Below are 13,920 nucleotides of genomic sequence, written 5' to 3'. Positions count from 1 at the left end.
GTGAATACTCCCGCTCGCCGAGATGGCACACCGGACCGTAGGAAACGTAACGACCAGCAGCCGAGGAGTGGGCGCCCGGTCGGCACCCGCGACGCGCGCGCGGCCCAGCGGGGCGTCACCCCGCGCGGCGCCGCGACCGGCGGGACAGGCCAGCGCGGCACCGGCGGAACGGCCGGAACCCAGCGCGGCGGCTCCCCGGCCGCATCGCAGCGTGGCGGGCAGGGCGGCGCCGGAGCCCGCAGGACCGACCGCACCCAGCCACCCGCGCGCAAGAACAAATCGGCCAAACCGCAGCGGCAGACGACGTCGCCGCCGCAGCTCAGCAATGCGAAACCGGCCAAACGTCAGCACGTGGAGTCGACCGAGACCCACACCAAACTGCCGTGGGGCGAGGGTGAGCGCTTGCAGAAGGTGCTGGCCAAGGCCGGTGTCGCCTCCCGGCGCGCCGCCGAGGACATGATCGCGCAGGGCCGCGTCGAGGTCGACGGTCTCATCGTGCGCGAACAGGGGCTGCGCATCGACCCGCAGCATGCGGTGATCCGGGTGGACGGCACCCGCGTGATGGTGCGCGAGGAGCTGGTGCATCTGGCGCTGAACAAGCCAAAGGGCTGGCAGTCGACCATGTCCGATGATCTCGGCCGCCCCTGCGTCGGCGATATCGTCGCCGAACGCATCGCGGCCGGGCAGCGGCTGTTCCATGTCGGGCGACTCGACGCCGACACCGAGGGCCTGCTGCTGCTCACCAATGACGGCGATCTGGCGCATCGGCTCATGCACCCCTCGTTCGAGGTGTCCAAGACCTATCTGGCGACCGTCAACGGCGAGGTGCATCGTGCGGTCGGCAAGCAGCTGCGCGACGGTGTCGAACTCGAAGACGGTCCCGCCAAGGTCGATCGTTTCCAGGTGCTCGATATCGGCGAGGGACGTTCTCTGGTCAAGATCGTGTTGCACGAGGGGCGTAAGCACATCGTGCGCCGACTGCTGGATGCGGTCGGTCATCCGGTGACGCGGCTGGTGCGCACCGATATCGGCCCGGTGGCGCTGGGCGATCAACGACCGGGCACCCTGCGGGTGCTGGGTCGGGCGGAAATCGGCAAACTCTACGAGGCGGTGTCGTTGTGAACGGTGTGGAGAGCGCGGTCGAGGTGCTCGAGTCGCTGTCGGGTTCGTCATCGCTGGTCGTGGCGATGGACGGGCCGTCGGGGACCGGTAAGTCCAGTGTGTCGCGGCGGCTCGCCGCCCGGCTGGGCGCCCGCTACCTCGATACCGGCGCCATGTACCGGGTGGCGACCCTGCGGGTGCTGCGCGAAGGCGTCGACCTGGACGATCCCGCCGCCATCGCGGCGTCGGTCGAGGAGCTGCCGTTGACCATCGGCACAGACCCCAGCCATGAGGTGATCCAGCTCGACGGCGCCGACGTATCGGCCGAGATCCGTGGCGATGCCGTCACCAAGGCCGTGTCGGCCGTCTCCGCGGTGGCGCAGGTGCGTGCGGCGCTGGTGGCATTGCAGCGCGAGATCGCGGTGTCGGCGGGACGGATCGTGGTCGAGGGACGCGATATCGGCACCGTCGTGCTGACCGACGCCGACGCCAAGATCTATCTGACCGCTTCCGCCGAGGCGCGGGCACAGCGGCGCAATCAGCAGAACATCGCCGAGGGCAGGGGTGACGACTACGCCGCCGTACTGGCCGATGTGCAGCGCCGCGACACCCTCGACTCCACCCGCACGGTGTCGCCGCTGCGGCCCGCCGCGGACGCGGTGCTGGTCGATACCAGCGAACTGAGCATGGACGAGGTCATCGACGAGCTGTATCGCGTGGTCGCGCAGCAGGTTTCGGTGCGCAGAACGGGAGAGACCAAATGACCGAGGACGTGCTCGCGGGCGACGGCGTCTGGAGTGACGAATCCGAATGGGAGATCACCGATCTCGAGGGTGATCTGGAGGCGGGCGAACATATCGCGATGCCGACGCTCGCCATCGTCGGGCGGCCCAATGTCGGCAAATCGACGCTGGTGAACCGGATCCTCGGTCGACGTGAGGCGGTTGTCGAGGACATTCCCGGTGTGACGCGCGATCGGGTGTCCTATGAGGCGAACTGGGCTGGCCGTCGCTTCCTGGTGCAGGACACCGGCGGCTGGGAGCCCGATGCGAAGGGTTTGCAGCAGTCGGTGGCGCGCCAGGCCGAACTGGCGATGAATACCGCCGACGCGATCCTGCTCGTCGTCGACGCCACCGTCGGCGCGACCGCGACCGATGAGGCCGCGGTGAAGGTGCTGCGTCGGTCCAAGACGCCGGTCATCCTGGTCGCCAACAAGGTCGACGATCAGCGGGTCGAGGCCGACGCGTCCACGCTGTGGTCACTTGGCCTGGGTGAGCCGCGCATGGTTTCGGCCGCGCACGGCCGCGGCACCGGTGATCTGCTCGACGACATCCTCGGGGTGCTGCCGGAAACCCCGCGCGAAGGCACGGGTGGTACGGGACCGCGCCGGGTCGCGCTCGTCGGTAAGCCCAATGTCGGCAAATCGAGTCTGCTGAACAAGCTGTCCGGTGATGAGCGCTCGGTGGTGCACGATGTCGCCGGGACCACTGTCGATCCGGTCGACACCCTGGTCGACCTGGGCGGCAAGGTCTGGAAATTCGTCGATACCGCTGGGCTGCGCCGCAAGGTGTCCACCGCGAGCGGTACCGAGTTCTATGCCTCGCTGCGCACCAAGGCGGCATTGGAGGCCTCCGAGGTGGCGATCATGTTGATCGACGCCTCGCAGCCGATCACCGAACAGGACCTGCGGGTGATCAGCCTGGTCGCCGATTCCGGGCGGGCGCTGGTGCTGGCGTTCAACAAATGGGATCTGGTCGACGAGGACCGTCGGCTACAGCTGGAGAAGGAAATCGACCGCGAGTTGGTCCGGGTGCCGTGGGCGCAGCGGGTCAACATCTCCGCGCACACCGGCCGGGCCGTGCAGAAGCTGGTGCCCGCCATGGAGACCGCGCTCGAATCCTGGGACAAGCGGATCTCGACGGGCCGGTTGAACAACTGGCTCAAGGAAGTCGTGGCCGCCACTCCGCCGCCGATGCGTGGCGGCAGGCTGCCGCGGGTGCTGTTCGCCACCCAGGCGACCACGCGTCCGCCGACGTTCGTCCTGTTCACCACCGGATTCCTGGAGGCGGGCTACCGCCGCTTCCTGGAGCGTAGGCTCCGCGAGGAATTCGGATTCGACGGTTCGCCGGTGCGGATCTCGGTGCGGGTGCGGGAGAAGCGTCCGCGCAAATAGGAAACGGTCGACGGTGTCGCCCGACCGGCTGATGCGTTCGCATCCGTCGGCACCGCCATCGAAGCGGCGGTGCCGACGGATGCTGCTGCGGCGCTGCTCGGGGCGACCACCTGCGTCCGTGGTGCACCTCGCCCCGACCGGCGATGCCGAGGCGAACGGAGCTGGTAGACGTGGTCCGGGCCGCCACCGACCGAGGTGACGCGCCCGAACCGAGCCGCCACGGCTCCGCGGGTACGGCGTGGCCTCAGGCGTCGAGGTCGCTGGCGACCATACCCGCGATCTTGTCCAGGGTCGGCTGATCGTCGCTGGTGACGACGACATCGGTGCCGAAGGTGGCGCCGAGGGCCATGATCATCAGTGACGAACCCGCGTCGACGGGCTCACCACCGGGCAGTGCCAAGGTGACGGGGACGCCCGCGGCGCCGACGGCTTCGGCGATGAGGGCGGCGGGGCGGGCATGCAGCCCGATCGACGAACCGACGGTGACAGTGGTGCTCGGCATGGCTACTCCTTGTTTCGATGGATATCGGATGCTGTTGTGCGTGGGTCGAATTGCGCGCTCACCTCAGGCGGCGACCAGCGCGGCGTCGGTGCGGGTGCGGGCCCGGCCGAAGGACTTGGCAGCGGTGACGCAGACCGCGGCGGTGACGGTGCCCGCGGCGATCGCGATGAGATACCAGACGATCTGCCCGACCGCGAAGAATACGAAGATACCGCCGTGCGGTGCGCTGAGCGTCACGCCCGTGGCCATCACCAGCGCGCCGGTGACGGCACCACCCGCCATCATCGATGGGATCACCCGCAGCGGATCGGCGGCGGCGAACGGGATGGCGCCCTCGGAGATGAACGAGGCGCCCAACAACCAGGCCGCCTTACCGTTCTCGCGTTCGGCGGAGGTGAACAGTCCCGGCCGCAGTACGGTCGAGGCCAAGGCCATGGCCAGCGGCGGCACCATGCCCGCGGCCATCACGGCGGCCATGATCTTCAGTGTTGCCGGATCGCTCACCGACAGGCCCGCCGCCGCGAACGAATAGGCGGCCTTGTTGACCGGGCCGCCCAGGTCGAAGCACATCATCAGACCGAGAATGATGCCGAGCGCGACCGCCGAAGTACCCGACAGCCCATTGAGCCAGTCGGTGAGGCTCTCGGTGACCACGGCCAAGGGCTTGCCGAGCACCGTCAGCATGAGTACACCGACGATCAGCGAAGCGAACAGCGGGATGACCACCACCGGCATCAACCCGCGCGCCCACTGCGGCACCGGAATCCGGCTCACCCATAGTGCGGCGAACCCGGCGATCAGACCGCCGACGAGACCACCGAGGAACCCGGCGCCGACGAACACCGCCACCGCACCCGCGGTGAAACCCGGTGCCAGACCGGGCCGATCGGCCATCGCGAAGGCGATATACCCGGCCAGGGCGGGGACGAGAAAACTGAACGCGAGCGAACCCAGCTGATAGAGCACCGCGCCGAGGTAGGTGGCGAGCCCGCCCGGCGGTAGCGAGGTCAGAGAATTGTCCAGCACGATCGAGCGGGCATTGTCGGCGATCTCGTAGCCGCCGACCAGGAATCCGAGCGCGATCAGCAGACCGCCCGCCGCGACGAACGGGATCATGTAGCTCACGCCGGTGAGCAGGATCTGGCGCAATCGGGTGCCCCAGCCGAGCGCGGCGGCGGGCGGTTCGTCGGGCGTCGTGGTGGGGGCCGGTGCGGCGGCGGGATCGCGCGCCACCCGCAGCGCCTCGGCGATCATCGCATCGGGTTCGTTGATCGCTCGCTTCACCCCGGATTCGATCACCGGCTTATCCGCGAACCGCTCCCGGCCCTTCACACCCACATCGGTGGCGAGGATGACGGCGTCGGCCGCCGCGATGATCGCGGCGGACAGCGGAGTGGTACCACTGGAACCCTGGGTCTCCACCTCGACCCGAACGCCCGCCCGCTCACCAGCGGCGACGAGCGCGTCGGCGGCCATGTAGGTGTGGGCGATCCCGGTGGGGCAGGCCGTCACCGCCACCACGGTGCGGGTGGACGGGGCCTGCCGAGTTGTCGGCTGGTCGACGGCCTCCGATGTCGTGGTGCTCGAGGCGGGATCGGTTGCGGTGCCCGATGTCATCTCGGATGCGCCGGTGATCGTGCCCGCGGCAGCGCCTGCCGATCCGCGACCCTCGGCCGTACCCGATCGTGAAGCAGGGGATGCCGCATCGTTCGAGGTAGCGGTTGAGTGCGGCGGGATCGATGCTGCGGCTGCTGAAGTCGCTGCGGCGCCCGATGTCACGACAGTGCCGGGTGCGTCGGTTGACCTCGCCACAGCGCCCGATGTACCGGCCGCGCCGGATGTGCTGGTTGGCGTCGCTGTAGCGCCCGATGTACCGGGTGACGACAGGGCAGCGTCGGACGCGCCGGTCGATGTCACGGCAGCGCCCGGTGCGTCGACCGAAGCCGCCGAGGCCCTCGGCCCGGACGTCGCGGTCGCCGACCCGGCCGAGGCTGCCCCGGCACCAGATACCGCCGCTCCTGTCGTCGCCGGAGGAGTCAGTACCGAATCCACCAGCGCCACCACCGCATCCGGGGTTTGCGCCGCCCGCAGGCTGCCCACGAACTCCGGTTTCACCAGCGCTCGTGCGAGGCTGGACAGCAGCTTCATGTGTTCGGCGCCAGCGCCTTCCGGTGCCGCGATGAGGAATACGAGGTCGGCGGGACCATCGGGTGCGCCGAAATCGACCTTCGGCGCCAGCCGTGCGAAACCGAGCGACGCCGCGGTGATCGTGGCGGCCCGGCAGTGTGGGATGGCGAGCCCACCGGGCAGCCCGGTCGCCGACTGCGCCTCCCTGGCGAGGACCGCCGCGGTGAGCGCCGACACGTCCTCGGCCCGTCCGGCGTCGACGAGTCGTTGTGCGAGGGCGGCGATCACGGCGTCCTTCGATGCGCCGAGATCGGCGTCGAGACTGATCGTTTCGGGGGTGATGATCGAATCGGCCATCGCGATGCGTCCTTCAGGAATGGGGGAGGAGGTCCAGCGCCGTGACGGATACGGCGTCGGGGTCGGTGTGATGGGGGCCGGGTAGACCGGTGCCGGGCAGGGCGGCGGCGGCGCTGCCGTAGGCGACGGCGTGGCGTAAACGGTCGGCCGGGTCGGCGCCGGACAGATCGGCGAGCAGATAGCCGGCCAGCGCCGAATCGCCCGCGCCGACCGTGCTGCGTGGGCGGATGACGGGTGCGGTGGCATGCCATGCGCCGTCCGGGGTGACGAGCACCGCACCCGCGGCGCCGAGGGTCGCCAGTACGGCGCCGAAACCGCGGTCGACGAGCCCGGCGGCGGCGCGCGCGGCAGCGAGGGGATCCTCCAGTGTGGCGGCGGCGGTGCCGGTCAGCTGAGCGAGTTCGTCGGTATTGGGTTTGATCAATTGCGGTGCCACCGAGAATGTTCGGTCCGCGAGTGCCAGCAGCGGCGCGTCGGAGGTGTCCACGGCGATCCGGGTGCCCGGCAGCCGCTCGATCAGTTCGACGTACCAGTCCGCGGGGACCGCCGGTGGCAGCGAGCCCGACAGCACCACCCATTCGGCATCGACGGCCAGCTCGCCGAGCAGGGCCGTGAGCGCCTCGAGGGCGGCCGCGGTGAGCGGATGGCCGGGCTCGTTGATCTTGGTCGTGGTGCCGTCGGTCTCGGCGACAGTGAGGTTGATCCGCGCCGAACCCGCGGTCGGCACGCTGCGATGCTCGATGCCCGCATCCGTGAGCGCCCGCAGCAGCGGATCATCGGCATTGCCCGGCAGTACGGCGACGGTGGCGACACCGGCGGCGGCGACCACCCGCGAGACGTTGACGCCCTTACCTCCCGGATGAGTGGCGACACCGGAAGCCCGGTGCACCGCGCCGCGCAGCAGCGGTTCGGCCAGGGTGACGGTGCGGTCGATACTCGGGTTCGCGGTGAGCGTGACGATCATGGCGCCACCACCTCGATGCCGCTGTTGCTCAGTTCGTTCCGCACCGAGGCGGGGATGCCGGAATCGGTGACCAGTACGTCGATCTCATCGATTCCGGCGAAGCGAACGAAATCCTCCCGGCCGATCTTGGACGAATCGGCGACGACCACGACGCGGTGCGCGCTGGCGACCATGGCGCGTTTCACCGCCGCCTCGTCCGCGTCCGGGGTGGACAGCCCGTGCACCGGGGTCAGGGCGTTGGTGCCGATGAACGCGGTATCGACGCGCAATCCGGCGAGTACGCGCAGCGTGTCGGCGCCGACAGCGGCCTGGGTGACCCCACGCACGCGCCCGCCGAGCAGATGCAGCTGCACCCCGGCGTGCGCGCTGAGTCGCGTCGCCACCGGCAACGAGTTCGTGACACCGACCAGTTCGCGGTCGGTCGGCAGCAGAGCGGCGACCCGCGCGGTGGTGGTGCCCGCGTCGAAGAGCACGCTGCCGCCGGTGGGTGGCAGGAATTCCACGGCGGCCTTGGCGATGCGCTCCTTCTCGGCGGTGCGCGCGCCTTCGCGTTCGGAGGTGCCGAGTTCGATCGCGGTGAGGGCGGCGGCCGGTACCGCGCCGCCGTGGACCCGGCGCACCAGACCCATGCGATCGAGCACCGCGAGATCGCGGCGGACGGTTTCGCTGGTGACGCCGTACTGCTCGGACAGATCGGTCACCGATACGCGACCGCGCTGCCCGACCAGGGTGGCGATGGCCTGCTGCCGCTCCTCTGCGTACATCCCGATCCCTCCTGCAAATGTTGGTTTATGTTGTTTTACGTCTGAGTCTGTTGCTTTGTCAATGGTTTGGAGTAGTCTGGATCACATCAACTCAGGCGTTGATATGAACAACACAGTCCGACTTCGGTGCGAAGGAGACCGCAAATGAGCCGATCACAGCAGGTAGAGGCCGTTGAATTGGTTTTGCGCGGAACCCCTGCGGTGCCGGGAGTCGCCGCCGCGCCTGCTATTCGACCGAACCCGAGGGTGCGGATCGATGTCCGAACAGACACGGTTGCGGAGTCCGATCGGGCCTCCGAACTCGCCGCCCTGCGGGCCGCCGCCGAAACCGTCGCGGCCCGGCTGCGCTCGCGCGCCGACGCGTCGACGGGTGCTGCCGCCGAGGTGCTGTCGGCCAATGCGGCTATGGCCGCCGATCGCGGCTGGCTCGCCGCGGCCGAGAAGCTGATCGCGACCGGTGCGGCCGCACCCGCGGCCGCGACGGCGGCCACCGAGCAGTTCGCCGAGATGTTCGGCAAGCTCGGCGGGCTGATGGCCGAACGGGTGACCGATCTGCGCGATGTGTGTGACCGAGTGGTGGCCGAAGTGCTCGGACTGCCCGAACCCGGTGTGCCGGCCCCCGAACGGCCGTCCGTGCTGATCGCCCGTGATCTGGCTCCGGCCGATACCGCGGGCCTCGACCCCACCCGCATCGTCGGGCTGGCGACCTCGCTCGGCGGCGCCACCAGCCATACCGCCATCATCGCCCGTCAACTCGGTATTCCCTGCGTCGTCGCGGTATCGGGTCTCGATGACGTCCCCGTCGGGGCGGATCTGTTGATGGACGGTGCGGCGGGCACGGTAACCGTCGGTGCCGACTCGGCCGTGGCCGAAGCCGCCGTCGCGAGCTACCGCGCCACCGTGGCCAGGAATGCGAGCTGGACCGGTCCCGGCGCCACCGCCGACGGTCACCGTGTCGCGGTCCTCGCCAATGTGCAGGACGGCGCCGGTGCGCGCGCCGCGGCGGCCACCCCCGCCGAGGGCATCGGACTGTTCCGTACCGAACTGTGCTTCCTGGACCGCGATACCGAACCGTCGGTACCGGAGCAGGCCCGCATCTACCGGGATGTGCTCGACGCCTTTCCCACCGCGAAAGTGGTGCTGCGGACCTTGGACGCGGGTTCGGACAAGCCGCTGCGCTTCGCCGACCACCCCGAGGAGGCCAATCCGGCACTCGGCGTCCGCGGTATCCGGATCGCCGCCCGCGACGGCGGCATACTCGAGCGTCAACTCGATGCCGTCGCCGCAGCGGCGGAGGGACGCGACCTCCCGCCGATGGTGATGGCGCCGATGATCGCGACGGTCGGCGAAGCGCGTTCGTTCGCGACGCGGGTCCGGGCCAGAGGGCTGGTCGCCGGGGTGATGATCGAGGTGCCCGCCGCCGCATTGCTGGCCGAGGCGATCCTGGCCGAGGTCGATTTCGTCTCGATCGGCACCAATGATCTCGCCCAGTACACGATGGCGGCCGATCGGATGTCACCCGATCTGGCCGCGCTGACCGACCCGTGGCAGCCCGCGGTGCTGACCCTCGTGGCCGGTACCGCCGCCGCGGGCCGCCGGGCCGGAAAACCGGTCGGCGTCTGTGGTGAGGCCGCCGCCGACCCGCTGCTGGCCTGTGTGCTGACCGGGCTCGGCGTCACCTCGCTGTCGGCCGCCGCCCCCGCCGTCGCCGGGGTCGGCGCCCAGCTGTCGGCGGTCACCCTGGCCGACTGCGAAGCGGCCGCCGCGGCGGTGCTCGCCGCCACAGACCCGGACGACGCGCGGGCCAGGGCACGTCGAATCCTGCTCTGAGCAGTGCACCTTCGGATGTAGGACTGCTTACACGCAACCTTCCAGCGTGGCATCCCGCAATACCGCGAGCACATCGCTGATCTCGTGGCGTGCACGGAAAGCGTCGCATTGTCGACGGGCGCCGTTCCCGCCGTCGAGTACCGCGGCGATCGTCTCGCCGACGAAGTCTTCGGCCTCGAGCGCCGCGAGCGCCGGGGAGATCCGGTCGAGCAGTTCGGCCAGCAATACGCGCATGGGGGCGATCCGGCCGTCGACCGCATCGACGCCGTCACCGTCGAGGCCGGAGCGGGCCGCCTTCCAGTACGCGGTTCGCAACACCTCCGCCGACACCATCGGTGCGGCGGCGCCGCGGTCGAGTTCGGCGCGCACGGTCAGCACGGTGGCCCGGACGAGGGTGGCGAGCAGCGCCGTCTCCCGGACCGTCGCGGGCACATCGCTGACTCGGATCTCGATCGTGGGGAAGGTGATCGAGGGCCGGATATCCCAATAGACCATCTTCTTGTCCAGAATGCTGCCGCTGGACAACATCATCTCCACCATCGCGTCGTAGGCCCCGGCGTCGGCGAAGTACGGCGGCGGGCCCGCACTGGGCCAACGCCGCCACAGCACACTGCGCCAACTGGCGTAACCGGTTTCGGCACCACGGTAGATCGAGGAATTGGCGGTGAGTGCGAGGAATACCGGTAACGACGGCCGCAAGCAATTGCTGATCTGCACCGCCGTCTCCCGATCGGGAATGCCCACGTGGATATGGCATCCGCACAATCCCTGTTCGTGCGCGATCATGCCGAAACCGCGGGCGATGCGCTGATAGCGCGGGGTGTCGGTGATCGGGAACTGCTCGGGCACCGTCGGTGGAATCGCCACCGCGAGCAGGCGGGTGTTGTGCGCACGGGCGCAATCGGCGACGCCGCTACGCAATTCGCGCAATTCGGTGAGCAGTTCGGCGGTGTCGGTGTGCACGCCGGTACTGGTCTCCACCTGGCATCGGGTCAATTCGAGTTGCAGATCGATGCCGATATCCTTCGCCGACCGGGCCACCTCGACATTCTTCGCCGCGGGCGCACCGCTGTCCGGGTCAACGAGGAGGAATTCCTCTTCAACGCCGACTGTCGACGAGGCCGGGTCCATTCCTCGTAGGCTACTCGTCACCGCCGGGCGTGGGGTCGACATATTTCCGGCCCGATCGGGTAGGACTGCGAGCATGGACCATGCGCGAGCGCCGCTGCTCGATGCGCTGGCCGACTACCGGCGCGTGGGCAGATACGGATACACCCCACCGGCCCATCGGCAAGGCCGCGGGGTCGATGAGCGGGTGGCCGCGATCATCGGCGCCGATGCCTTCGGCTCCGACGTCCTCGCCGGACCCGGTCTCGACGACCGGCTCATGCGCGGCGGCTATCTCGCCGACGCCGAAGCCCTGATGGCCGACGCGGTCGGCGCCGAGACCACGTTCTTCTCCACCTGCGGCAGCTCCCTGTCGGTGAAAGCGGCGATGATGGCTGTGGCGGGCGGCAAGGACGGTGGGCTGCTGGTCGCGAGGGACAGCCACAAATCGATCGTGGCGGGTCTGGTGTTCTCCGGTGTGCAGCCACGCTGGATCACGCCCCGCTGGGACGCCGAGCGGCATATCTCGCATCCGCCGTCGCCGCAGCAGGTCCGCGACGTGTGGGACCGCCATCCCGATGCGGCGGGCGCGCTCGTGGTCAGCCCGAGTCCCTACGGCACCTGCGCCGATCTGGCCGGGATCGTCGAGGTCTGTCATGAACGTGGCAAACCGCTCATCGTGGACGAGGCGTGGGGCGCGCATCTGCCGTTCCATCCCGAGCTGCCCACCTGGGCGATGGATGTCGGAGCCGATGTGTGCGTGGTGAGTGTGCACAAGATGGGCGCTGGCTTCGAACAGGGCTCGGTGTTCCACGTGCAAGGCGACCTGATCGACCGGTCACTGCTGAGCGCCTGCGCGGACCTGCTGATGACCACGAGCCCCAACGTGCTGATCTATTCGGCGTTGGACGGTTGGCGCAGGCAGATGGTGCAGCACGGACACGAACTGCTCGGCGCCGCGCTGCGCACCGCCCAACGCGCCCGTCGTGAGCTGGATCGGATTCCCGGCGTCGATGTGCTCGAAGATGTGCTGCTCGGCGCGCAGGCCTCCCATGATCTCGACCGGATGCAGGTGCTGATGGATATCGAAGGCACCGGAGCCACCGGCTATCAGGCCGCGGACTGGCTGCGCGAACATCGTCGGCTCGATCTCGGTCTCAGCGATCACCGCAGAATCCTTGCGACGCTGTCCATCGCCGATGACGACGCGAGCATCGACACGCTGGTCGAAGCCGTGACGGCGTGGCGCGCGCAGATCGATCCCGCTGCCACGCCGCCATCGATACGCCTGCCCTCGCCCGAGCAGATCCAACTGGAGTCGGTCATGCTGCCGCGCGACGCGTTCTTCGGTCCGCTGGAATCGGTGCCCGTCGCCGAGGCGGCGGGCAGGATCGCCGCCGAACAGCTCACCCCGTATCCGCCGGGAATTCCGGTGGTGGTGCCTGGAGAGCTGCTCGACGACGCGGTGCTCGAGTACCTGCGCTCCGGGCTCGCGGCGGGCATGAATGTGCCCGACGCCGCCGATGCGTCGTTGGACACGATTCGCGTCGTCGCTCGGCGGTGAACCGGGCCTCAGGCGTGGTCGACGAGTGATTCGTGACCGGCGCGGCGCGCGCAATGCGCACAGCAGAACGTCTGCTCGGCGGCTTCGACGCCATGGCCGAGCACCCGGCACCCGCAATGAGCGCAGGTCGGTGCGAGTTCGCTCACGGCGCATTCGAAGCTGTCGAACGTCCACGAGCTGCCGTTCCTGCTGACGGTGAAGGTCTTGTCGTAATCGTTGCCGCAGGTATCGCAGATCGCCATGGTGATCAGCCCTCTTCCTGTTCGATGGGCATGGTCCGCACGTCACGGGCGGTTTTGATCGTGGGTGACGACGGCGGTGGGTGCGCCGTCACGGTGGCGCTACCCGGCGTGCCCACCGGTAAACCATCGAGACCGTGGTGCCGGTTCCGATTGAGACCACCGAGACCGGGTATGCGGCGACTGTCCAGCAGGAACCGATCACACGGAGGTGACTATCGTGTCGGAGTCCACAAGCGGTCCCCGCGAGGGCGTCGAAGGCGTTGTCGAGGGCGTGAAGGGCCGAGTCAAGGAGACCGCCGGAACCGTACTCGGCAACGATGAGCTGCGCGACGAAGGCCGCGCACAGCAGAACAAGGCCGACTCCCAGCGCGAAGCCGCGAAGAAGGAAGCCGAAGCCGAAAAGCAGCGCCGTGAAGCCGATCTCGACGAGGCGCGGCAGAAGTCGCATCAAAGCGATGAGGCCCGCTGACCCGAATCGGTGGTAACCGACAGCGGTTGCCGCGGCATCGCGCCCGGCAACCGCTCTCGTGCGTCGTGGTCACCTCGGGTTCTGGCCCGAGCTGGTGACAGGGTGCGGTTCGCGTGCCAGAATAGTGCCAGGTCGAGACCCGGCCGACCATGTTTCACAGCTGGAACGCCGACGTGGGGCGACTGTGCACATCGTCTCCCGAGTCCCTCGTTCCGGCCGCTGCTCCACAGCACGGAAACCGATCGGAAGCCCCTGTCCCACAGGAGGATTCGATGTCATTGGTGACCGAACATCAGATCGCCGAACAGCTGCATCGGCTGGCGAGGCCGCAGCACGGCTGCGATATCCGGCGGTTGAGTTGGCAGGACGGCGTGCACGGTGGCTGCGCTGTCGCTCGGGTCGAGGGTGAACTCGACGCCGCGCTGTACGACGATTTCTACGATCTGGTGCGCAAATGCCTGCACACCGACCGGCCGATCGTCGTGCTCGATCTGCGCGCGGCCACGTTCCTGAGTATCCGGTCCGCCACGCTGCTCGCCTCCGCGAAGGTCGATGCGGCCGCACGCGGACGTGATCTGCGCCTGGTGAGCGGACGAAAAGACGTCGAACGAGTACTCGAGGTGGCCGGTGTGCGGCCACTGTTCCAGCACTATCCGACCCTGCGGGAGGCCCTCGACACCTGACCGCGCGGCGAGCCGTCACCGGTGCCGGTCGGTCTGC

At 69.0% G+C, this 13,920-nt stretch carries 13 protein-coding genes; 7 read left to right on the top strand and 6 right to left on the bottom strand.

Translation table 11 applies throughout. The annotated features are described in order from the left end of the window. From QH168_RS22775 to der, 3 genes are all read left to right on the top strand, one after another. Positions 1 to 1,122, top strand: a complete 1,122-nt coding sequence (locus tag QH168_RS22775) for a pseudouridine synthase (protein ID WP_280236805.1) — start codon at positions 1 to 3, stop codon at positions 1,120 to 1,122. 65 nt (positions 1,123 to 1,187) lie between these two features. Further along, positions 1,188 to 1,865 carry a (d)CMP kinase gene (cmk, locus tag QH168_RS22770; protein WP_280236832.1) on the top strand — a complete coding sequence of 226 codons (678 nt, stop codon included), beginning with the start codon at positions 1,188 to 1,190 and terminating at the stop codon, positions 1,863 to 1,865. After that, positions 1,862 to 3,274 carry a ribosome biogenesis GTPase Der gene (gene der, locus QH168_RS22765; protein ID WP_280236804.1) on the top strand — a complete coding sequence of 471 codons (1,413 nt, stop codon included), beginning with the start codon at positions 1,862 to 1,864 and terminating at the stop codon, positions 3,272 to 3,274. Before cmk ends, der begins: the two co-directional genes overlap by 4 nt. 244 nt (positions 3,275 to 3,518) lie before the next feature. Here der and QH168_RS22760 read toward each other — a convergent pair whose 3' ends face one another. The 4 genes from QH168_RS22760 to QH168_RS22745 all read right to left on the bottom strand — a co-directional run bounded on the left by QH168_RS22760 (position 3,519) and on the right by QH168_RS22745 (position 7,988). Further along, entirely contained in the window at positions 3,519 to 3,776 is a 258-nt protein-coding gene (locus tag QH168_RS22760; protein WP_280236803.1) for an HPr family phosphocarrier protein, read from the bottom strand. 63 nt (positions 3,777 to 3,839) lie between these two features. Continuing rightward, positions 3,840 to 6,260: a fructose-specific PTS transporter subunit EIIC gene (locus tag QH168_RS22755; RefSeq protein WP_280236802.1), complete on the bottom strand. Its 2,421-nt coding sequence runs from the start codon at positions 6,258 to 6,260 to the stop codon at positions 3,840 to 3,842. Between the two features lie 13 nt (positions 6,261 to 6,273). Then, the gene (gene pfkB / locus QH168_RS22750; protein ID WP_280236801.1) at positions 6,274 to 7,224 is read right to left on the bottom strand and encodes a 1-phosphofructokinase; all 951 of its coding nucleotides are present in this window, start codon (positions 7,222 to 7,224) and stop codon (positions 6,274 to 6,276) included. Then, a complete protein-coding gene (locus QH168_RS22745; protein WP_280236800.1) occupies positions 7,221 to 7,988 on the bottom strand; it encodes a DeoR/GlpR family DNA-binding transcription regulator in 768 nt (255 codons plus the stop codon). The genes pfkB and QH168_RS22745 overlap by 4 nt, the downstream gene beginning before the upstream one ends. A gap of 144 nt (positions 7,989 to 8,132) precedes the next feature. On the opposite strand from QH168_RS22745, the gene QH168_RS22740 reads away from it, so the two are divergent. Beyond that, a complete protein-coding gene (locus QH168_RS22740; RefSeq protein ID WP_280236799.1) occupies positions 8,133 to 9,818 on the top strand; it encodes a putative PEP-binding protein in 1,686 nt (561 codons plus the stop codon). A gap of 27 nt (positions 9,819 to 9,845) precedes the next feature. Here QH168_RS22740 and QH168_RS22735 read toward each other — a convergent pair whose 3' ends face one another. Next, the gene (locus QH168_RS22735; RefSeq protein ID WP_280236798.1) at positions 9,846 to 10,949 is read right to left on the bottom strand and encodes a glutamate--cysteine ligase 2; all 1,104 of its coding nucleotides are present in this window, start codon (positions 10,947 to 10,949) and stop codon (positions 9,846 to 9,848) included. A gap of 73 nt (positions 10,950 to 11,022) precedes the next feature. On the opposite strand from QH168_RS22735, the gene QH168_RS22730 reads away from it, so the two are divergent. Next, complete coding sequence (locus QH168_RS22730) at positions 11,023 to 12,489, top strand: aminotransferase class I/II-fold pyridoxal phosphate-dependent enzyme (protein WP_280236797.1); 1,467 nt, start codon at positions 11,023 to 11,025, stop codon at positions 12,487 to 12,489. Positions 12,490 to 12,497: 8 nt separating this feature from the next. Here the strand turns inward: QH168_RS22730 and QH168_RS22725 are convergent, their stop codons facing one another. Beyond that, a complete protein-coding gene (locus tag QH168_RS22725) occupies positions 12,498 to 12,731 on the bottom strand; it encodes a hypothetical protein (RefSeq protein WP_280236796.1) in 234 nt (77 codons plus the stop codon). A 217-nt stretch (positions 12,732 to 12,948) separates the two neighbouring features. Here QH168_RS22725 and mbp1 point away from each other — a divergent pair, with 217 nt between their 5' ends. Further along, complete coding sequence (gene mbp1, locus QH168_RS22720) at positions 12,949 to 13,200, top strand: microaggregate-binding protein 1 (RefSeq protein WP_280236795.1); 252 nt, start codon at positions 12,949 to 12,951, stop codon at positions 13,198 to 13,200. Positions 13,201 to 13,472: 272 nt separating this feature from the next. Beyond that, the gene (locus tag QH168_RS22715) at positions 13,473 to 13,883 is read left to right on the top strand and encodes an STAS domain-containing protein (RefSeq protein ID WP_280236794.1); all 411 of its coding nucleotides are present in this window, start codon (positions 13,473 to 13,475) and stop codon (positions 13,881 to 13,883) included. The last annotated feature ends 37 nt before the right edge of the window (positions 13,884 to 13,920 follow it).

Source organism: Nocardia cyriacigeorgica, from assembly GCF_029868385.1.
GTDB lineage: Bacteria > Actinomycetota > Actinomycetes > Mycobacteriales > Mycobacteriaceae > Nocardia > Nocardia cyriacigeorgica_F.
This window is presented reverse-complemented; position numbering and strand designations above follow the sequence as displayed.